The sequence below is a fragment of the Streptomyces sp. NPDC085866 genome, from assembly GCF_044541035.1.
GTDB lineage: Bacteria > Actinomycetota > Actinomycetes > Streptomycetales > Streptomycetaceae > Streptomyces.
The window spans coordinates 613728-636500 of record NZ_JBITSQ010000002.1; the positions used below are offsets into that span (position 1 = coordinate 613728).

A 22773-nucleotide genomic window follows, 5' to 3' on the forward strand; every position below is an offset into this window, starting at 1 on the left:
GCCCGCTTGATCGGGTGGGGATCAGGTTGGGATCAGGTCCAGAGCGTCAGCTCGGTCGGCTCATGAGGTGACCTTGGCGACGAGCACACAGGCGTCGTCCTCGCGCTCGGCACCGCCGAACTCCTCCACGACCGTCCGCACACACTCCTGCGCGGTGCGCGCCGCGCCGAAGCGTGGGGCGAGGTCGAGCAGGCGGTCCACGGCGGTGGTTCCTCCCCTGCTCTCGGCTTCGCTCGAGCGGGGGGAGCCCCATGAGAGGGGGGACCCCCACTGCCCCGACACCAGTCCGTCGGTGTGCAGCAGGAGGAGGTCGCCTGGCTCCAGGGCCACTTCGGCCTGCCCGTAGGTGGCGCCCGTGGTGGCGCCGAGCAGGACGCCGTCCGGTGCGTTCAGCACGCGCCCCGTCCCGCCGCGGTACAGCAGCGGGGCGGGGTGTCCTGCCTGCGCCCACACCAGGGTGCGGGTCTCGGGCCGGTAGTGGCAGCACACGGCGCTGCCGAGGGCGGGCTGCACGGTGGCGTCGAGTAACTGGTTGATCATGGCCAGGAGCCGGCCGGGCTGAGTGCCGGCCATGGCCATGCCGCGCACGGCACCCAGCAGCATCGCCATGCCCGAGGTGACGGCGACGCCGTGCCCGGTGAGATCGCCGACGCTGAGCAGGGTCGCGCCGTCGGACAGCTCCAGGGCGTCGTACCAGTCGCCGCCGATCAGGGCGCTCGTGGCGGCCGGCAGATAGTGGGCGGCGAGGTCGAGGGTCTGCGGTCCCCGGTGCGGGAGCCGCAGGGAGCCGCGCCATGGCGGCAGCACGGCCTCCTGCAGCTCGACCGCGAGCCGCTGCTCGGTCTGTGCCTGCCGCTGGTGGTGCTGGAGCGAGTCACGGGTCTCGCGCACCGTCCGCTGGCTGCGGCGCAGTTCACTCACGTCACGCAGCACGGCCCACATCGAGGTGGTGCTGCCGTCGCCGCCGAGCACGGGCTCGCCCATCATGTGCACGGTCCGCACCGAGGCGTCGGGCCGTACGACACGGAACTCGCCGTCGATCGGCCTGGCGTCGACCAGGCAGTCCGTCACCATCCGGGTCAGCTTCGCCCGGTCCTCCTCCAGGACCAGTGAAGGCAGCTCGTCCAGGGTGAGGGCGGGGCCGGCCGGGTCGAGGCCGAGGATCTGGTACAGCTCCCCGGACCAACTCGCCTCGTCGGTGAGCAGGTTCCACTCCGCGCTGCCGACACGGCTGAGCAGCGAGGCGCGCGGTGCGCCGGCGTCCGCCGCGGGCCGGACGACGAGGGGCTCGGCGTGTCCGTCCACCGGGACGGGGTCCGGGCCGTCCCGCAGCTGTGCCAAGTGGGCGTCCAGATCCTCGAGTTGGTGCACCGCGAGGTCGTACAGCGCCCGCTGCCAGCGTTCCTCCGGGTCCGATCCCTCGCCCTGCGCGTCCCGCCGTACTGCGTCCACGTCGCCCTTGAGTCGCCGTGCCTGCGTGATCAACGCCTCGACCGAGCCGCGCCCGGGCGGCTGGGCGGCTGAACGGTCCGCGGAGACTGGGGACGGCATGACGCACTCCGAAGGGGGATGGTACGGCCAGGGGGGACGGAGGGACCGTTACGACTGTTGCACAGCCCGCGACGCCCTGTAAGGGATTTGGCAACACACGATACGGTGGTGCTTTCGGCATATGCCAGAGTCTTCCCGGGCTGATCCGAGGGTGCGGATGGCGTACGCGCGGGCCGGTTCAAGTCGTAGGGTTTCTACGGGATTTGACTCATACCGTAGGGCTTCGCGGCCGTGCTCAGTCGCCTGTTCGACGCTCAGGTGTTCCATGATGGCGCCGACTGCTCGAACCGCACCAACTCTGTCTGGATTTGACGTCCTGTGAAGGGCCTTCGCGGACTCCTTAATGGCATGGACACCTTCGTCGAGCAGCCCGCCCACGCCCGTCTCATCACCGCCGAGGACCGGGAGGTCCCGGTGTTCGCTCTCCTGCGCTACGCGGCGGACGATCCGCTGGCCGTCTTCGTGGACTTCCCGCCCGAGGCCACCCTGGCGGGCGACGAGGTCACCTGGACCTTCGCGCGCTCCCTGCTGGACCAGGGTCTGCGCGCCCCGGCCGGACACGGGGACGTACAGATCTGGCCGTACGGACGCACCCGGACGGTCCTCGAACTCCATTCGCCGTGCGGCCTCGCCCTGCTCCAGTTTCCCACCTCGGCGCTGCGCCGCTTCCTGCTGCACACCTACACCGTGGTGCCGGCCGGGCAGGAGGACGTCGAGGCGGTCGTGGAACGCGGTCTGAGCAGCCTGTTCGGCGGGGTGTGAGCCCCTGCCCGGACCGGTGTCCCGACTTTGGCTTCTATTCACTCATGCCTCACCGCACGACTGTGGACCTCGACGATCATCGCGTGCACCCTGGCGCGCGGTGTGCCGCAGGGGCACTCCGCTGACGAGGACGGGGCGAATGACACCGATCAGCCGAAGAGGCTTCGTGGGACTCGGCGCATCCGTGGCGGCAGGCGTGGCGCTGGGCGCGGGCACCCGCACCACGGCCGTGGCGGCGACCGCCGCGACCGGCACGACCGGCACGATCAAGGACGTGCAGCATGTGGTCGTCCTCATGCAGGAGAACCGCAGCTTCGACCACTACTTCGGGCGCCTGAAGGGCGTCCGCGGCTTCGACGACCGCAGTGGTATCACGCTGAGCGGGGGCTACCCGGTCTTCAACCAGCCGAACGGAACGGGCCGCCAGTACCCGTGGAAGCTCAGCGCGACCCCGGCCGCGGGCGGCAAGGACGGCGAGACCCTCGCCCAGTGCAACGGCGACCTGCCGCACTCCTGGTCCTCGCAGCACTCCGCGTGGAACAAGGGCCGCCTCGACAACTGGGTCTCGGGCGTCGGCAACGTCCGCTCGCTGGGCTACCTGGACCGCTCCGACATCCCGTTCCACTACGCGCTCGCCGACAACTACACGATCTGCGACGCCTACTTCTGCTCCACCCTCAGCGCGACCGGCCCCAACCGCACCTACCTGTGGAGCGGCAAGGTCGACTCCTCCAGCTACGACGGCGGCGACGAGTCGGGCCTGACCTGGCAGAACTACGCCGAGGCGCTGCAGGCCGCCGGGGTGACCTGGAAGGTCTACCAGAACGCCGCGGACAACTACGGCGACAACGGCTGCGCCTACTTCAAGAACTTCACCAACGCCAAGGCGGGCGACCCGCTCTACGACCGCGGCATGTCCTCCGTCCCGAAGGCCACCGGCTCGACCCCGGACGACATCGCCGCCGCGATCAAGGCCGACGTCCTCGCGGGCACCCTCCCGCAGGTCTCCTGGGTGGTCCCCAACCAGGCCTTCTCCGAGCACCCCTACGCCCCGCCCGGCGACGGCGCCCACTTCGTCAACCTCGTCTACCAGGCCCTGGCCGCCGACCAGGACGTGTTCGACTCCACCGTCCTGTTCCTCAACTACGACGAGAACGACGGCTGCTTCGACCACGTCCCGCCCCCGGCCCCGCCGGCCGGTACCGCGGGTGAGTTCCTCAACGGGGTGCCGTACGGCTTCGGCTTCCGTGTTCCGATGCTCGTCATCTCACCCTGGACAAGGGGTGGTTGGGTCTCCTCCGAGGTCTTCGAGCACACCTCGGTGCTGCGGTTCCTGGAGACCTGGACGGCGGCGATCGGCAAGCCCGCCAAGTGCCCCAACATCAGCGACTGGCGGCGCAAGGTGAGCGGCGACCTCACCGGTGTCTTCGATTTCGCCAACCCGGTCCACGGCCCCGTCTCGCTGCCCGCGACGAGCGTCCTCGGCATGGCCACCTGCGGCCCGCTGCCCAACCCGGTGCCGACGAGCAACGCCCTGCCCGCCCAGGAGTCCGGCACCCGCCCGGCCCGCGCGCTGCCGTACCAGCCCGGCGGATACCTGGACCACCTGGAGTTCGGGGCGGCCGGCAAGGTCCTCGCCTGGTTCACCATGACCAACCAGGGCGCTCCGGCGGCCAGGGCGGCGCACTTCTCCATCCACCCCAACGCCTACCGCGACACCACGCCCTACCAGTACACGGTCGACGCGGGCGGCACCGCCTCCGACTCCTTCAACATCGGCACGGGTTTCGGCGGCGGCAAGTACGACCTGACCATGGTCGGCCCCAACCGCTTCCTGCGCCGCTTCAAGGGAGACGCCACCAAGGTGGGCAAGTCGGCCGAGGTGAGTACCCGTTACGCCGTGGAACCCGGCACGGGCAAGCTGGCCGTCTACTTCAAGATGACCAACTCGGGTGCGTCCTCGGTGAAGTTCACCATCACCTCCAACCACTACCGCACCGACGGTCCCTGGACCTACACCGTCGCCGCGGGAGCCTCGGCGGAGGACTTCTTCAACGCCGTCGCGTACCAGAACGGCTGGTACGACTTCACGGTGACCGTCGACTCCGACGCGACCTGGTCGCGTCGGTTCACCGGCCATCTGGAGACCGGCGCCACGAGCGTCAGCGGCTGACCTCGGCGTACAGGTCCGGGCGCGGGGCGAGCCCGACGGTCACCCGGCCGCCGGTCTCCAGCGCCCGGACCCCCGCCTCCGCGACGACGGAGGCCGCGTAGCCGTCCCAGACGCTCGGGCCGGTGACCTCGCCGCGCCGCGTGGCGTCGACCCAGGCCTGTACCTCGCGGTCGTAGGCGTCGGCGAAGCGGACGAGGTAGTCCTGCGCGACCTCCTCGGCGGCGCTGCCCCGGCGGGTGACCAGCATGGTGTGCTCGTCGCCGATCCGGGCGCTGCCCGCCTCGCACACGGCCTCGCAGCGCACCTGGTAGCCGAAGCCGCAGTTGACGAAGACCTCCACGTCGACCAGGGCGCCGTGCTCGGTCTCGAACAGCACGAACTGCGGATCGATGAGGCCCTCGGGTGCACCCGCCGAGGACGCCGGGCGCAGCACGGTGACCGCGGTCAGCTCCTGCCCGAGCAGCCAGCGGGCCGCGTCGATCTCGTGCGCGACGGAGCTGTTGATCAGCATGGCGCTGGTGAAGTCGGGCGGGGAGGAGACGTTGCGGTGGGTGCAGTGCAGCATCAGGGGTCGGCCCAGGCTGCCCCCGTCCAGCAGCGCCTTCAGCCGCCGGTACTCGGCGTCGTAGCGCCGCATGAAGCCGATCTGGGCCAGCCGGCGGCCGAGCCGCGCCTCGGCCTCCACCACTCGCAGTGCACCGGTGGAGTCCGGCACCATGGGCTTCTCGCACAGCACGGGCAGGCCGCGCTCGAAGGCCGCGAGCAGCGCCTCCTCGTGCGCGGGGCCGGGGGATGCGATCAGCACGGCCGCCACGCCGGGCGCCTCCAGCGCGGCCAACGGGTCCGTGTGCACGGTCACGCCGTCCGGGCCGGTCACCGCTTCCTTGGCCCGCTCTGGATCGGGATCAGCCACGGCGGCCACCCTGGCGCCGCTCACCACCTCGTCGAGGCGTCGAATGTGGTCGGCTCCCATGTGTCCGGCACCCAGTACGGCCACACCCAGCAGGTCACCCATGTGCGTGCTCCCTCTCGCCGACGATCACGCCGTAGCGTACGCCGCGAGGGGATCGCCGCCTGGGGAGTGCCTCGGCGCAGCGGCCCCGAAGGGGATCTCGGTGCCGCTGCCCGGGAGTGCCTCGGTGCCGCTGCGCGGGGAGTGCCTCGATGCCGCTGAGGTGCCTCAGTACCGCAGCACCCCCGCGATGCCGTTCGCGTCGCCCAGCGTGCCGTCGGGGACGAAGCGCACGTCGGCGCCGGTCTCCAGACACTGCTCCACGATCTCGTCCACGATGTCGTCGCGGGAGTCCAGATCCCCGGGCTCCGCCGGCACGAGGTGGTCGCCCTGGTCGCGGACGGTCACGCGGTAGTTCTCCTCGACCGCGAGGAGCCGGACGCGGCCGTCCCGGGCGTTCTGCCACAGCTCGTCCACCCCGGCCGCGAAGATCTTGCGTCCGCGTGCCGAGGTCAGCTCCCTGACGACGGACGAGGCGTCCTTGCGGGCCTCCGTCTCCAGGACCGGCTTCAGGGCCTGCCACACAGCCTCCGGGCCGGCGTGGGCGAGGCCGCCGCGCGGGACCTGTACGGCGGATTTGGCGGTGCTGCCGACCTCGTCCAGCAAGGACAGGGCCGCCTGCTCGCCGGTGACGTACACCGGACGGGGCTGGTCGCGCAACACTGTGCCCAGGGCGGTGTCGACCTCGCGCAGGAACTGACGCGTGCCCTCGTCGGCGTAGATGCTCGGCACGTTACCGATCTGCTCCTGGCGCTCGGCGTCGAAGTTCTCCCGGATGTGGATCAGCGGGAAGCCGCCGGAATGCTCCTCGACCACCCGGTCGGGGCCGCCGCTCCACAGGGTCACGCGGTCGGCGGAGAGTGACAGTACCCAGAAAGGCCGCTCGGCGGCCTGCGCGGAGACCAGATTGCGGGTGAGGAAGGTGTCCGAGAACACCACCCGCTCGGGGACGGTGCGGGCCAGCGACCAGACCTGGTGCTCACCCGGGGCAGCGAAGATCACCAGGCCGTCCTCGGCGTGCGCGAGGTCCACTTCCGCCAGTGCGCGGTCGAGCTGTGCCACGACATCGGCGCGCCGCTCCCGGGAGACCGAGGGGTCGGATTCCAGCCGTTTCCTGGCCTCGGCCACCACATTGCGCAGCCGGACCGGGTCCTGGCCGTTCTCGGGTTCGCGGCGGTGTGTCGGCGTCAGCACGGACACCGCGGGGTAGGGACGCGGGCGCCGCAGTTCGGCGAGGGTTGCGGGACTCAGTGCGTGCTCCATGACAGCACGATAGGGCGGAATCACCTGTCCGGCATGCGGGGTAATAGCCTGATTTTCAATAACGTTGCGTGGCGGATCGAACGCGTGGCGTGACAGGGGTCACGGGATGCACGTCGGGCCGGTATTTCCGCCGCCTGTTCACGCATTCGTCACGGACCGTCAGCTTGGTCAACTCGCTTGGACACGAAGCGTTTACATGCGTTCGACATGTCGGTCATTCGGGCTGCTAGGGTGCTACTCGCCGGTAGCAATCTGCTGCGGGGGGATCACGCGGTGCCGTCTGACCCACGGCGCCCTGTGCGAGGGGTCGCGTCCAACGATCCGGCAATGAGGCCGGGTTGAACCCGGCCCCGTGCGTCCGTGTGGCGCGACGCCCGAACTTCTGTTTCTACACCACCTATTCAGACAGGTGAGACTCGTCCCATGGCAAGTTCCCTGGTCGATCTAGTGACCGCGCACGCCTCGAACCATCCGGAGCGCACCGCCTACCGCCACCTCGTCACCGGTGACTGCGACGGAGAGATCCAGGAACTCACCTACGGCCGGCTGGCCACCCGCTCCCGAGCCGTTGCCGCCCGGCTGCAGGAGCGCGGACTGGCCGGTTCGCGCGCCATGCTGCTGTACCCGCCCGGCCTGGAGTTCATCAGCGCCTACCTGGGCTGTCTGTCGGCCGGTGTGGTCGCCGTACCGGGCGTGCCCCCGCAGGGCCGCTCACAGAACCACCGTGCGCTGACCCGGATGAAGCGCCTGATGGCCGACGCGGACGCCAAGGTCATCCTGGGCGGCCGGGACGTGATCACCGCACTCGACGGCATGGCCGCACACCTGCCCGAACTCGACGCGATCCCCCGGCTGGCCACCGAGGACATACCCGACGACGCGGCCGCTGCCTGGCGCGAACCCGAACTCACCGCGGACTCCGTCGCGTTCCTCCAGTACACCTCGGGTTCCACCTCCGCCCCGCGCGGCGTCGTCGTCACCCACGGCAACCTGCTGGACAACGAGCGGGTCATCACCGAGCGCATGGGCCACACACCCGAGGTGCTCGCCGCACACGACCACGAACTGTTCGTCAGCTGGCTGCCGGTCTACCACGACATGGGGCTCATCGGTCCCGTCCTCAACACGGTGTACCTCGGCGCCACCGCCACCCTGTTCTCGCCCCTGCACTTCCTCCAGCAGCCGTCCCGCTGGCTCGCCGCCGTCAGCCGCTACCGCCCGCACACCAGCGGCGGGCCCAACTTCGCCTACGAGTTGTGCCTCAAGCACGCCGGCCCGGACCTGGTCGACGGCCTCGACCTCAGCTCCTGGAAGGTCGCCTTCAACGGGGCCGAACCGGTGCGCGCGGCCACCCTGCGCCGCTTCGCCGAGACCTTCGGCCCCTCCGGATTCCGCCGCGAGGCCCTCTACCCCTGCTACGGCCTGGCCGAGGCCACCCTGATGGTCACCGGCGGCACCGTGGACACCCCGCCGACGCTGCTCGCCGCCGCCGACGGAGCCCCGAACGCCGGCGAGGCCGACGCGGCCGCCGTCGGCTGCGGCCGGCCCGGTCCCGGCGTGAGCATGGCGATCGTCCACCCCGAGCGGCAGGAGGAGCTGCCCGAGGGCGAGATCGGCGAGATCTGGGTGGGCGGAGCGAGTGTCGCCAAGGGCTACTGGCGCAACGCCCTCGCCACGCGCGAGACGTTCCGCGCCCAACTCCCGGGTCACGAGGGCCGGTTCCTGCGCACCGGTGACCTCGGCTTCCAGCGGGACGGTGAACTCTTCGTCACCGGCCGCCTGAAGGACCTCATCGTCATCGACGGCCGCAACCACTACCCGCAGGACCTGGAGCTGGCCGCCGAACTGTCCCACCCGGCCCTGCGCCCCGGCTGCACCGCCGCGTTCTCCGTGGACACCGCCGCCGAAGGGGAACAGCCCGTCCTCGTCGCCGAGATCGCCCCGGACGACGCCGGCGAGTCCGAGAAGATCACCGACCTGATCCGCAGCACGGTCGGCGAGGCCCACGGCCTGTCCCTGCGCGACATCGTCCTGGTCCAGCCCGGCACCATCCCCAAGACCTCCAGCGGGAAGATCCAGCGCCGCGCCACCCGGACGGCGTACCTCGACGGCACCCTCTCCGTGGTGACCGCGCCCGCCGCGGGCTGACACCGCCGCCTCCCGCGCCCCGTCGGCACGGGAGGCCCCTGCGGCCGTGCGCCGCCCGTTTCGCCGTACCGCACACCCGTCGCCCGGTACGGAATCCAGCATGAACCCGAGTTCACGAGGACACCTGCCCAGATGCCTGCGAACGAGTCCCCGAAGCACACCCCCGAGCCGTCCCTGACGACCTCCGAGGGCGTCCGGGCCTGGCTGGCATCGGCCGTCGCCGAGGCGGCCGGGACCGACCCGGCGGACGTCGATCCGCACCGTCCGCTGGCCGAATTCGGTCTTGGATCACGCCAGTTGGTCACCCTGGCCGCCGAACTCGGCACGCTGACGGGCCGCTTCCTGGAACCGTCCCTCGTCTTCAACCACCCCACCATCGCCGCTGTCGCGGAGGCCGTCTTCGAACCGCAGCGGGCGGAAACGCCGTTGCCGGATACGGCCGTGGAGCGGACCGGCCCCGGCGACGACGTGGCGATCATCTCCATGGCCTGCCGCTTCCCCGGCGGCGCCGAAGACCCCGAGGCCCTGTGGCGGCTGCTGACCACGGGCGAGGACGCCATCTCCGAGGTCCCGGCCCGCCGTTGGGACACCAAGGGCCTGTACGACGCCGACCCCGAGGCCGTCGGCAAGGCCTACACCCTGCGCGGCGGCTTCCTCGACGGCGGCATCGACCGCTTCGACGCGGCCTTCTTCGGTATCTCCCCGCGCGAGGCCGCCGCCATGGACCCCCAGCAGCGGCTGCTCCTCCAGACCACCTGGGAGGCGATCGAACGCGCCGGAATCCTCCCGGAGTCCCTGAACGGCAGCTCCACCGGCGTCTATCTCGGCCTGTACGACAGCGGCTATCTCGCCGCCGCGCCGCTCACCCAGCTCGACGGACACGTCGGCACCGGATCGGCGGCCAGCGTGGCCTCCGGGCGCATCGCCTACACCCTCGGCCTGCAGGGGCCGGCGGTGACCGTCGACACCGCCTGCTCGTCCTCGCTGGTCGCCCTGCACCTGGCGGCGCGCGCCCTGGCGAGCGGCGAGTGCGATCTCGCCCTGGCCGGCGGGGCCACCCTGCTGGTCACCCCGCGCGGCCACGTCGAGTTCAGCAGGCTGCGCGGGCTGTCCCCGTCCGGGCGGTGCAGCCCGTTCTCCGCCGACGCGGACGGCGTCGTGTGGGCCGAGGGCTGCGGTCTCGTCGTGCTCAAGCGGCTCGCGGACGCGCGCCGGGACGGCGACCGGATCCTGGCCGTCGTCAAGGGCTCGGCAATCAACCAGGACGGCCGCAGCCAGGGCCTCAGCGCCCCCAACGGCCCGGCGCAGGAACGGGTGGTGCGCGCCGCCCTGAACGCGGCCGGGCTCACCCCGCACGACCTCGACCACGTCGAGGCCCACGGCACCGGCACCCGGCTCGGCGACCCCATCGAACTCCGCGCCCTGGCCAACGTGTTCGGCCCCGACCGCCCGGCCGACCACCCCCTCGGCATCGGCTCCCTGAAGTCCAACATCGGCCACACCCAGGCGGCCGCGGGCATCGGCGGCGTCATCAAGACCGTCCTCGCGCTCGGCCACGCACACATGCCGGCCTCCCTGCACGCCGAGCGCCTCACCGACCGGATCGACTGGACCGGCAGCGGACTGCACGTACGGAACGCCGGACAGGACTGGCCGCGCACCGCGGACAGGGTGCGCCGGGCCGGGGTCAGCGCCTTCGGGATCAGCGGCACCAACGCCCACGTGATCCTGGAGGAAGCGCCGGAACCCGCCACCGCCGACGCCTTCGTACAGGAAGCGCCGGAACCCGCCACCGCCGACGTCCTCGTACAGGAAGCGCCGGAACCCGCCACCGCGGACACTCCCGCTCGGCAGGCCGCCCCCACCCTCTTCCCGCTCTCCGCCCGCAGCCTCCCCGCCCTGCACGGCCAGGCCGCCCGGCTGCTCGACGCCCTGGAGACACGCCCGGAGCTGCCGCTGCCCGCGGTCGCCGCGACCCTCGTCCACCACCGCACCCACTTCGACCACCGGGCCGTCGTCCGGGCCGCCGACCGCCCCCGGCTCGTCGACGCCCTGCGCGCCCTCGCCGACGGACACCCCGACCCCGACCGCACCACCGGCCCGCAGCGGACCGTCCCCGCAGGCAAGCTGGCCTTCGTCTTCCCCGGCCAGGGCAGTCAGTGGGCCGGCATGGCCCGCGACCTGCTGGACCGGGACCCCGTGTTCGCCGACGAGCTCGACCGCTGCGACGCGGCGCTGCGCCCGTTCACCGAGTGGTCCGTGACCGCCGTGCTGCGCGGCGACACCGGCGCCCCGTCCCTGGACCGCGTGGATGTCGTCCAGCCCGCCCTGTTCGCCGTGATGGTGTCGCTGGCCGCCGTGTGGCGCGCCCGGGGCATCCGCCCGGACGCCGTCATCGGGCACAGCCAGGGCGAGGTCGCCGCGGCCTGCGTCGCCGGCGCACTCAGCCTCAACGACGCGGCCGCCGTCGTCGCCCTGCGCAGCCAGGCCCTGACGGACCTGTCCGGCACCGGCACCATGGCCGTGATCGCGCTGCCCCACGACGAGGTCCGGGCCGAACTCGACGGACCCGTCTCGGTCGCCGCCGTCAACAGCGGCCGGGCGACCGTGGTCGCGGGCACCGTCGAAGCGGTCGAAGCGCTGCTCGCGCGCCTCGAAGCGCGCCAGGTGTTCGTGCGTCGTCTCGACGTCGACTACGCCTCCCACAGCGCCCAGGTCGAACCGGTCCGCGACCGGATCCTCGACGAGCTCGACGGCGTGACCACGTACCCGACGGACATCGCCTGGTACTCCACGGTCACCGCCGAACCGGTCACCGAGGAGCTGGAGGCCGGCTACTGGTACACCAACCTCCGCGAGACCGTCCGCTTCGCGCCCGCCGTCGAGCGCATGCTCGCCGACGGCTACCGCCACTTCGTGGAACTGAGCCCCCACCCGGCCCTGCTCACCGCGCTGCGCACCCTCGGCGAGGACACCGGCCACGACCTGACCGCCGTCGGCTCGCTGGGCCGCGACGAGGACGGCCCCGCCTGCCTGGACCGGGCCGCCGCCGAACTCCACGTCCACGGACGGCGGATCGACTGGCGCCGCCTGGTCCCCGACGGCGACACCGCCGACCTGCCCACCTACGCCTGGGACGCACAGCGCCACTGGATCGAACCGGAGACCGCCACCGGCGGCCCGGCCCTGTTCGACCAGGCCGCGCATCCGCTCCTCGGCATCCAGCTCCAGTCCGCCGACGAGACCCGCTGGACCTTCCGCAACGAGTGGTCCCCGGCCACCGCCGACTGGCTGCCCGACCACACGGTGTTCGGCCGCACCGTGGTCTCCGGCACCACCCTGATGGAGCTGTGCCGTGCCGCGCTCGCCGTGGCCCGCCCGGACGACGCGGTCGACGTCACCGACCTGCTCCTGCTCAGCCCCCTCGTCCTGCCCGGCACCGGCACGGTCGAGGTCTCGGTCGAGGTCGTCACCGCCGGTGCCGTACCCGAGATCACCGTGCACAGCCGCCCGCGCGGCCAGGACGCCCCCGGCTGGACCCTGCACGCCACCGCCTCCGCGGCCGAGTCCACCCCGCTCACCGCGGGCCGCCCGCCGCAGTGGCCCGACACCGCCGAAGAGGCCTGGGCCGCGCGGACGTACGACCGCCTGGCCGCCCTCGGTCTCGGCTACGGGCCCGCCTTCCAGGGCGTACGGTCGGCGGTCACGACCGGCGACGGAGAACTCCTCGCCCGGCTCTCCCTGCCCTCCACCGCCCGCGACGCAGCCGACCCGTACCCGGTGCACCCGGCCCTGCTGGACGCCGCCCTGCATGTCACCGCCGCCTTCGGAGCGGCCGACGGACGTGCCCTGCTCCCCGTCGCCGTGGGCCGCTGCGTCCTGCCCCACGGCGGCGCGGGCGACCTGACCGTACGGGTGCTGCGCACCGGCGACGCCGACTCGGACCTCACCCTGGACGTCACGCTCTGGGACGCCGACGGCCTGCCCGCCGGACGCCTGGAGGCCGTACGCCTGCGCGCCGCCGACCCGGCCGACCTCGACGCCGGATCGGAGAACGCCCGGCACCTGTACGAGGTGGCCTGGACGGCCGTCACCGAGGAAGCGCCGGCCGCCGCGCCGGACCTCACCTGGACCGTGGCCGGCGACCCGGCCGATCCGCGGGTGGAGGCCGCTCTACAAGGCCTCGCGCTGGGCGAGACGGGTGCCGACGTCGCCGTACGATTCTGGCCGCGCCCCGACGAACCGACTTCCGGAGCCCACGAGCTGGCGGCCACTGCGCTCGCCGAGCTGCAGCGGCTCATCGAGCTCCCCGAGGACCGGACGCCCGCCCGGACGGTGTGGGTGACCCACGGCGCGGTCGCCGCCGCCGACGGCGACCCCGTCGCCGGATACGCACAGTCGGTGCTGTGGGGGCTGGCCCGCAGCGCCCGTGCCGAGCACCCGGACCTCGGGCTGACGTTGCTGGACCTGGACGACGGCGACCCCGCGTCCGCGCTCAGGGCGACAGCAGGCCTTGTCGACGAACCCGAACTCGCCCTTCGGGAAGGGGCGTTGTTCGTCCCGCGGTTGGTGCGCGCACGCCCCGACCGACACGAGCAGGGCCGGGCCGGTCACCTCCCCACGGACGGGACCGTCCTGATCACCGGCGGTCTGGGTGCCGTCGGCCGGCACATCGCCCGCCTCTTCGCCCAACGAGGCGTTCCCCGGCTCCTGCTGACGGCGCGCAGCGGTGTCGAGGATCCCCGCGCGGCCGAGGCGGTCGCCGAGCTGGCCGCGCTCGGCGCCGCGGCCGAGGTCGTCGCCTGCGAGGTCACCGACCCGGCCGCCGTCGCCGACGTACTCGCCCGTGCCGGCGAGGAGTTGCCCCTGCGCGGAGTCGTGCACTGCGCCGGGATCCTCGACGACGGGGTCGTCGCGGAGCTGACGCCCGAGCGGCTGGCGCGGGTACTGCGACCCAAGGTCGACGGAGCCCTCCACCTGCACCGGCTCACCGCCGACACCCCGCTGGACCTGTTCCTGCTGGTGTCCTCGGCCGCGGGTGTCGTGGGCAACGCGGGCCAGGGCAACTACGCGGCCGCCAACGCCTTCCTCGACCAACTCGCCCACCACCGGCGGGCCCTGGGGCTGTCCGGCAGCTCGATCTCCTTCGGCGCCTGGGCCGGTGAGGGCCTCGCCGCGGCCCACGCCGACCTGGACCGCATGGCCCGGCTCGGCCACCGGGCGCTCACCCCGGACCAGGGCCGAGACCTCGTCGCGCTGGCCCTGCGTCGCACCGCCCCACACCTGGTGGCCTGGGCCCTCGACCTGCCCCGCCTGCGCCAGTCGGACGCGGGCGGCACCGCCCTGTGGCGCTCGCTGCTGCCCGCGCCGCGCGGCACCGGGGCAGACGCCCTCGCCGACCGCCTGGCCCGGCTGCCCGAGCCCGAGCGGGCCGAGCGCGTCCTCGCCCTGGTCCGTGACGAGGCCTCCCGCGCCCTCGGCCTGCGCTCGGCCGAGTCCGTACGCCCCGACCAGCCGCTGCGTGACCTCGGCATGGACTCCGTCACCGCGGTCGAACTGCGCAACCGCATCGGGGCCCGCCTCGGCACCCGCCTGCCCGCCACCCTCCTCTTCGACCACCCCACCGTCGACCGGCTCGCCGAGTACCTTCTGGCCACCGTGCTGGGGCGCACCTCGGGCAAGGTCCAGGTCCGGCGGGCTCGGACGACGGCGCCCGCAGGCGACGAACCGATCGCCATCGTGGCCATGACCTGCCGGCTGCCCGGTTCGGTGAGCGACCCGGACGGCCTGTGGCGGCTGGTCGCCGAAGGCCGGGACGCGGTCGGCCCGTTCCCGGCCGGACGCTGGGACGTGGAGGCGCTCTACGACCCCGACCCTGACGCCCTCGGCAAGTCCTACGCCCGCGAGGGCGGCTTCCTGGACGACATCGAGTCCTTCGACGCGGGCTTCTTCGGTATCACCCCGAAGGAGGCCGCCGCCATGGACCCCCAGCAGCGGCTGCTGCTGGAGACGGCCTGGGAGGCGCTGGAGCGCGCCGGAATCGTACCCGCCCGGCTCGCGGGCAGCACCACCGGCGTGTACGTCGGCATGTTCGGCAGCGACTACCTGGCGGGCTCCCGCCTCGACCAGCTCGACGGCTACGTCGGCACCGGTTCGGCGCTCAGCGTCGCCTCCGGCCGGCTGGCGTACGCGCTCGGCCTGCACGGCCCGGCCCTGACCGTGGACACGGCCTGCTCGTCCTCCCTGGTCGCGACGCATCTGGCCGCCCAGGCCCTGCGTGCCGGGGAGTGCGACCTGGCCCTGGCCGGCGGGGTGACGCTCATGGTCACCCCGCAGACCTTCGTGGAGTTCAGCCGCCTGCGCGGCCTGTCCCCGACCGGCCGCTGCCGGTCCTTCTCCGACGACGCCGACGGCGCGATCTGGGCCGAGGGCGCCGGCATGCTCGTCCTCAAGCGGCTGAGCGACGCCGAGCGCGACGGCGACGAGGTGCTCGCCGTGCTGCGCGGCACGGCCGTCAACCAGGACGGCCGCAGCCAGGGCCTGTCCGCGCCCAACGGCCCGGCCCAGGAACAGGTGCTCCGCCGCGCGCTGGAGCTGTCCGGGCTGGCACCCGCCGACCTCGACTACATCGAGGCCCACGGAACCGGGACCACCCTCGGTGACCCGATCGAGGCCAACGCCCTGGCCGAGGTCTTCGCCGACTCCCGCCCCCAGGACCGCCCGCTGTACCTGGGTTCGCTGAAGTCCAACATCGGCCACGCGCAGGCCGCTTCGGGTGTCGCCGGGCTGATCAAGGTCGTGCAGTCGCTGCGCCACCAGACCCTGCCCCGCACGCTGCACGCCGGCACGCCGAGCCGGCACGTCGAGTGGGACGGCAGCGGGCTCCGTCTGCTCCAGGAAGCGGTCGCCTGGCCGGCGACGGAGGAGCGGGTGCGGCGGGCCGGGGTCAGCGCCTTCGGCATCAGCGGCACCAACGCCCACGTCATCGTGGAGGAAGCTCCCGCCAGGCAGCTGCAGGACCCGGAGCTCCCGGACGGCAAACGGCTGTTCCTGCTCTCCGGGCGCAGTGAAGCCGCTCTGCGCGGGCAGGCGGCCCGGCTCGCCCGGTACGTCACCCCCGACACCGCCCTCCCGGACGTCGCCCACACCCTGGCCCGGCACCGCAGCCACTTCGACCGGCGCACCGCGGTCGTCGCGGGCGACCGGGACGAACTGCTCGCCTCCCTCAAGGCGTTGGGCAGCGGGCGCAGGCCCGTGCCCGCACCCCGCGAGGACCGGACCGGCAAGGTCGCCTTCGTGTTCGCCGGGCACGGCGGTCAGTGGACCGGCATGGGCCTGGAGCTGCTGTCCCAGTCGGAGGCCTTCCGGACGGAGCTGACGCGTATCGACGCCGCCGTCGAGCGGCAGGCGGGCTGGTCGGTGCTCAACGTGCTGCGCGCACCCGAGGAGTTCTCGCCGCTCGACCGCACCGAATACCTCCAGCCGGTCCTGTTCGCCGTCAACGCCGCGCTGGCCGCCGCCTGGCGGGAGCTCGGCGTCACCCCGGACGCGGTCGTCGGCCACAGCCTGGGCGAGATCGCCGCCGCCTACAGCGCCGGCGCCCTCACCCTGGACGAGGCCGTCACCGCCGTCACCGGGCGGGCCGCAGCGGTCGTCCCGCTCGTCGGGCAGGGCGGCATGCTCGCCGTGGAGCTGCCGCTCGCCGACGTCGAGGAGCTGCTGGAGCCCTATGGCGGCCTGCTGTTCGTCGGAGCCGTCAACAGTCCCGGTGCCACCGCCGTCTCCGGTGAGGCGGCCGCGCTCACCGCACTGCGTCGCCACCTGGAGGAGCGGGGCGTCTCCACGCGCGTCCTGTCGACGCCGTTCGCCTCGCACACCCCGCTCATGGAACCGCTGCGCGCGGAACTTCTCGACCGCTTCTCCGGCATCCGGGGGACGCGCACACCGACCCCGCTCTACTCGTCGGTGCTTGCCGAACCCGTCACCGGGGAGGGTCTGGACGCCGGCTACTGGTTCGACAACCTGCGCCGGCCGGTCCGCTTCGCCGACACCGTCCGCCGGATGCTCGACGACGGCTACCGCTACTTCGTGGAACTCAGCCCGCACCCCTCGCTCACCGCGGCGATCGAGGCCGTCGCCGCCGAGGCCGGGATCGACGCGGTGGGCATCGGCTCACTGCGCCGCGGCCGGGACGGACAGGACGTACTGCTCGGCAGGCTGGGGGAGTTGTACGAGGCCGGACACACGCCCGACTGGACGGCGCTCTTCCCGCACGGCCGCCGCGCCGACCTGCCCACCTACGCCTTCGCCCGCGAACGCCACTGGCTCGCCCCCGTCCAGGCCACCTCCACCGGCGGCTCACCGCTGCTCGGCACCCACGTCCAGGCCAGCGACGAACCCGACCGGGACCTCTTCCAGAGCGAGATCGACCTGAACGACAGCCGCTTCGCCTATCTGACCGACCATCAGGTCACGGGCGAGGTGTGGCTGCCGGGCGCCGCCTTCCTGGACATGGCGCTGGAGGCCGCGAGCACGCTCGCCGACGGCGACGAGGTGCAGCTGGCCGACGTCCGGTTCGTCCAGCCGCTGCGACTGGACGCCGACCGGCCCGTACGGCTGCAACTGGTGCTGCGGCCCGCGGAGGACGGCTCCCGGGAGTTCTCCGTCGCCTCGGCCCCCGCCGGTGCGCGCCGGCCGCGGTGGGAGCGGCACGTGACCGGGCGCATCGCTCTCACTGCGGAGCCGGCGGCGGGCGCGGGCACGGAACTCGCCGCGCTGCGCGAACGCTGCACCGAACACGTCGACCTGCCCGCCGTCTACGCCGGGCTGGCCGCCCTCGGCATCGACTACGGCCCCGCTTTCCGGGGCCTGACCGAGGGCCACCGGGACGGTGGCACGACAGCGGTGGCCCGCCTGGCCGCCCGGCCCGCCGCCGGTCACCTCCTGCACCCGGCCACGCTCGACGCCTCCTTCCACACGGCCGCGCTGCCCGCGGCCGCCCCACAGGGCCGGGCGTTCGTGCCCGCCGGTGCCGGACACGTACGGTTCACCGGCCTGCGCACCGCACCCGCCTGGGTGAGCTGCGACCTGCGCGCGGTGGACGGCGACACCGCCCTCCTCGACCTGCGCCTGTGGGACGAGGACGGCCGACTCGTCCTCGCAGCCGACGAGTTCCGGCTCGCCGCGCTCTCCCCGCTGGACGGCGCCCTCTTCGAGACCCGCTGGCAGCCCCGCCCCGCGGCGCAGGAGCCGCCTGCCGGGGGCAGCTGGCTCATCGTCGCCGACGAGACCGGAGTCGCCGACGAACTCGCGTCCCGGCTGGCCGACTTGGCACCGCACGTCGTCGCCCGCCGGGGCGCCGCGTACGACGTCGAGGGCCCCGGCCGCTACGTCCTCGACCCGGCCGACCCGGCCCAATGGGCCCGGCTCCTGGACGAGGCCTTCGCGGACGCGCCGCCCGAGCGGGTGGTCCAGCTGTCCGCGCTCGACGCCCCGCCGGTCTGCGACGACCGCAGTGCCGAGGAGGCCGCCAGGCTCTGCTGTCTGACCACCCTGCACCTGGTGCGGACCCTCACCGAGCGCGAGCGGCCCAAGGGCCGGACACCGCGCCTGTTCGTCGTCGCACGCGGCAGCCAGGCCGCCGGTGACAGCACCGCGGTGACCCAGCCGCAGCAGGCCCTCGCCTGGGGCTTCGGACTCGCCGTGGCCCAGGAGCACCCGGAACTCGCCACCACGCTGGTCGACCTGCCCGCCGACGGCGGCGCCGAGGCGCTGTGGACCCAGCTGTGGCACGCCGACGACGAGCGTCTCGTGGCGCTGCGCGGCACCGGCCGGCTCGTCCCGCGCCTGGCCCGTACCCGCCCCGACGAAGGCGGCCACCCCGAACTGCCGGACGGCGTACACCTGATCACCGGTGGCCTGGGCGGCCTCGGCCGTGTCGTCGCCGAACGGCTGGTGCGCCGGGGCGCCCGGCGGCTCGCCCTGCTGAGCCGCGGCACGCCCGACACGGCTGCCACCGCCTGGATACAGGGCCTCGAACAGCGGGGCGTCACCGTGCACCTCGCCCGCGCCGACGTCGCCGACCGCGCCGGACTCAGCGCCGCCCTGGACGCGCTGCGCCGCGAGGCGGGCCCGGTCTCCACCGTGGTGCACGCCGCCGGTGTCCTGGACGACGCCACCCTGGCGAACCTCACCGAGGAGCGCGTCCGGCGCGTCCTCGCGCCCAAGGTGCTCGGCACCGCCCTGCTCACCGAACTGGTTCCGGAGGCCGGGAACCTGGTCCTGTTCGCCTCGGTGGCCGGTCTGCTGGGCTCGGCCGGGCAGAGCCCGTACTCGGCGGCGAACGCCTTCCTCGATGCCTGGGCGCACCACCTCTCCCGGACCGGCCGGCGGGCGCTGAGCCTGGACTGGGGGGCCTGGGCGGGCGTCGGCATGGTCGCCGAGTCCGGCACCCGGGCAGCCGAGACCAGCCGCTCCGGACTGGTCGCCTTCTCCCCGCAGGACGGCGGCGAACTCTTCGAGCGGGTGCTGACCACCGCCCGCCGCCAGCTCGCCCCGATCGCCCTCGACTGGGAACTGCTGGCCCTCGACCCGGACGCGGCACGCAGCCGCCCGCTGCTCGCCGACCTGGTGACCGCCCCGGCCGGTGGCGTGGACACCGACGACCTGGTCGACAAGGTGTTCGCGGCCGCCCCCGGGCAGGAACGCACCGAGTGGCTCGAAACCTACGTACGGGCCCGGGTCGGCGAGGTCTCCGGCGGTGCCGTGGACGTGTTCGCCACCACGGCCCTGAAGGAGCTGGGCCTGGACTCGCTGATGCTGGTCCGGCTGCGCAACGCGTTCGCCCGCGAGCTGGGCGTCGAACTCCCGGCCGCCGACGTGTTCTCCGCCGCCGACGTCCGCAGCCTCGCCCGCACCCTCGGCGAGGCCCTGCCCGAGCGCGCCGCCCCCGCCGAGCGGACCGCCTCCGCCGAGGGGGCGGGCAGCTCATCCGCGCAGGACGTGCCCGAGACCGAACTGCGGCCCGCGACCCGGGACGTCGTACGACTCCTGCGCAGCGCCCAGCCCGACATGCCCCACGCGGCCCACGGCGTCGGCCTGGCCGTACGGCTCAGGACGCCGACCACCCCGGAGGCCCTCGGCGGCATCCTGGACCGGCTCGCCGCCCGCCACGCCGCCCTGCGCACCGCCGTCGTGACCGGCGACGAGGGCGGCCGGCAGCTGCGGGTGGACCGGCAGCCGCCCACGCCGCTGCTGCGGTGGACCGAGACCACGCAGGCCGACGCCGCCGAGCGGCTGCGGCTGCTCCTGGAGCCGCCGTTCGACCTGGCTGTCCCGCCGCTGTGGCGCTTCGAACTCGCCGACGGCGGCCCGCAGGGCCAGATCCTCGTCTTCGGTGCCCATCACGCGGTCAGCGACCTGCAGTCCCTGCTCCTCGTGGCCGCCGAGATCGACGCCGAACTCTCCGGCACCCCGCTGGACGGCGCCGTCACCAACCGGGACATCGACCTGCTGATCGAGGCCCAGCAAGGCGGCGGCGAAGGCCCCGGCGAGGACTGGCGCGCGGCCTTCCAGGGCAGCGAACGGCTCGACCTGACCCTGGCCCGGCCGCGCCCGGAGACCCGCTCCTACCGGTCCGGCAGCGTCACCGTGGCCGTCCCGGACGGTCTCATGGAGCGGGTCTCGGCCGCGGCGAGCGCTCTGACCGTCACGCCCGCCGCGTTCTGCCTCGGCACCCTCACCGTGCTGCTGGCCAGGATGCGGGAGCGGGAGCGGTTCGCGCTCGCCGTGCCCGTGGACACCCGTATCCACGCCGACGCGTACGGCGCGGTGGGCTTCTTCGGCGTCCCCGTGCCCTTCCCCGCCCAGGCGGCGGCCGGGGAGCGGGTCGCGGACGTGCTGCTCCGCACCGACCAGCGCCTGCAGCGGATCCTGGCGAAGGGCGCCATGTTCTCCGACGTCCTCGCCACGCTCGCCCGGCAGGGCCTGCACCGCGCCAACGCACCGCTCGTCGAGGTGTACTTCAACTACGTCCGCTTCTCGGGCCGGTTGACCCACCTCGAAGTGCTGCCCGCCGGCGTCGGCCACACCGACCTCGACCTGATGATCACCATGACTCCGGACTCGGGCACCGTCCGGCTCGACCACAACCTCGACATCCTGGACGCGGACACCGCAACCGAACTCGGCGAGGAGTTCCTGAAGTTGCTCGCGGAGACCGCCGAGGACGCGACCGTGGTCGTGCGCGAGAGCACGACGGTCGCTCACCGGACACCGGTCGAGGGACCGCGGCTCGCCCTCGCCGCCACCTTCGCCCTAGGCAACCTGCCCCTGATGTGCGAGGCGGCGCTGGAGGACGAGCGGGCGACGGTCGCCGAGGCGCCGTACCACCAGGTGCTCGCCGCCCTGCAGGACCCCTCCGGCGTCCTCGCCGACCCGGCCACCACGGTGGGCGTCGTCCTGCTGCGGGCCGCCGACCTGGAGCGGTTCGGACCGGTGGACGACACGGTCCTCGCCGAACTGCGCGGCGCCTACCCGGACGCGCTCAAGTCCCTCGCCGAACGCACCCGCAGGCCGCTCGTCGTCGGCTTCCTGCCGACCGCCCGGGCCGATGCCCGCCTCCTCGACTGGGAGCGCGGAATCGCCGCCGACCTGGCCGAACTGCCCGGCATCGCGGTGCTCGGCCCCGACGAGTGGTCCCGGCACCACACCGTCGAGGACCGCTTCGACCAGCGCACCGAGCGCCTCGCCCACCTGCCCTTCACCCCGCCCTTCCAGGCAGCCGTGGCGCTGCGTCTGGCCGAGGTGGTACGGGCCGTACGGCGCCCCGCGCCCAAGGTGATCGCCGTCGACGGCGACGAGACCCTGTGGGGTGGAGTGGCGGGTGAGGCCGGCCCCGAGGCGGTGGACCTCACCGGCTCCCGCGCCCGGCTGGCCCGCAGGCTGCTGCGGTGGCGGGAAGCGGGCGCGCTGCTGGCACTGGTCAGCAACAACGACGAGGCGACGGTCCGCGCCGTACTCGACCGGCCCGACAGCCTGCTGAAGGCCGAGCACTTCAGCGTGGTCTCCGCCGCCTGGAACCCCAAGCCCGACCGCCTCGCCGAGGCCGCCCGCACCCTCAACCTCGGCCTGGACAGCTTCCTGTTCCTGGACGACAACCCGGCCGAGATCGCGAAGATGCGCGCGATGCACCCGCAGGTGCTGTCCGTGACGTGCCCGCCGGCCGCCGAACTCGATGCGTTCCTCGGCCGGTTGTGGCCGCTCGTCCCGGTCGCGGCGACCGCCGAGGACGCCCTGCGGGCCCGGTTCTACGCACAGGAGCGTGAGCGGGACGCGGTCCGCGAGGGCGCCGGGTTCGAGGAGTTCCTCGCCCAGCTGAACCTCGAGGTGGACATCCGCGAGCTGGGCGACGCAGATGTCGAGCGGGGCGAGCAACTCGTGCGCCGCACCAACCAGTTCACCCTGCACGCCCGGTCCGCGGACGGCGGCGACCTCGCCCGGTGGCGTGAACGGGGCGAGGTGTGGACTGCGGCGGCCCGGGACCGGTTCGGCGACTACGGTCAGATCGCCCTGTTCGCGGTCCAGGCCGACGGGGACCAACTCGACGTGCTCGCCTGGCTGATGAGCTGCCGCGCTCTCGGCCGGGGCGTCGAGGAACGGCTGCTCGGCCGGATCGCCGACCGGGCCGAACAGCTGGGCTGCGCCAAGGTCCGGTTCACCGCGGAGCGCACCCCGCGCAACGCCCCCGCCCGCCGGCTGCTCGCCGCACTCGGCGGCGGCGACCCGGACGACGAGCGGCTGGACGTCGTGACCACCCCCGAACACCTGCGGGCCTTCCGCTCCTGGGAGCAGCAGTGAGGAACAA

Annotated in this window: 7 protein-coding genes; 4 read left to right on the forward strand and 3 right to left on the reverse strand. The window is 73.4% G+C overall.

The window, feature by feature from the left end:
• Positions 1-60 precede the first annotated feature (60 nt).
• Positions 61-1551, reverse strand: a complete 1491-nt coding sequence (locus tag ACIF83_RS06150; RefSeq protein WP_399723822.1) for a PP2C family protein-serine/threonine phosphatase — start codon at positions 1549-1551, stop codon at positions 61-63.
• A 348-nt stretch (positions 1552-1899) separates the two neighbouring features.
• Between ACIF83_RS06150 and ACIF83_RS06155 the strand changes: the two genes are divergently transcribed.
• Both ACIF83_RS06155 and ACIF83_RS06160 read left to right on the forward strand, forming a co-directional pair.
• Positions 1900-2313: an SsgA family sporulation/cell division regulator gene (locus ACIF83_RS06155; protein ID WP_398138181.1), complete on the forward strand. Its 414-nt coding sequence runs from the start codon at positions 1900-1902 to the stop codon at positions 2311-2313.
• A gap of 139 nt (positions 2314-2452) precedes the next feature.
• The gene (locus ACIF83_RS06160; RefSeq protein WP_399723825.1) at positions 2453-4486 is read left to right on the forward strand and encodes a phosphocholine-specific phospholipase C; all 2034 of its coding nucleotides are present in this window, start codon (positions 2453-2455) and stop codon (positions 4484-4486) included.
• Here ACIF83_RS06160 and ACIF83_RS06165 read toward each other — a convergent pair.
• Together ACIF83_RS06165 and ACIF83_RS06170 are read right to left on the reverse strand one after the other, a co-directional pair.
• The gene (locus ACIF83_RS06165; RefSeq protein ID WP_399723828.1) at positions 4476-5501 is read right to left on the reverse strand and encodes a Gfo/Idh/MocA family protein; all 1026 of its coding nucleotides are present in this window, start codon (positions 5499-5501) and stop codon (positions 4476-4478) included. The genes ACIF83_RS06160 and ACIF83_RS06165 overlap by 11 nt on opposite strands.
• Before the next feature lie 165 nt (positions 5502-5666).
• The gene (locus tag ACIF83_RS06170; RefSeq protein ID WP_393476946.1) at positions 5667-6761 is read right to left on the reverse strand and encodes a chemotaxis protein; all 1095 of its coding nucleotides are present in this window, start codon (positions 6759-6761) and stop codon (positions 5667-5669) included.
• A gap of 423 nt (positions 6762-7184) precedes the next feature.
• Between ACIF83_RS06170 and ACIF83_RS06175 the strand changes: the two genes are divergently transcribed.
• Positions 7185-8909, forward strand: a complete 1725-nt coding sequence (locus ACIF83_RS06175) for a fatty acyl-AMP ligase (RefSeq protein WP_398138185.1) — start codon at positions 7185-7187, stop codon at positions 8907-8909.
• A 132-nt stretch (positions 8910-9041) separates the two neighbouring features.
• Positions 9042-22766 (forward strand): SDR family NAD(P)-dependent oxidoreductase, encoded by a 13725-nt coding sequence (locus ACIF83_RS06180; protein WP_399723831.1) that lies wholly within the window; start codon positions 9042-9044, stop codon positions 22764-22766.
• The last annotated feature ends 7 nt before the right edge of the window (positions 22767-22773 follow it).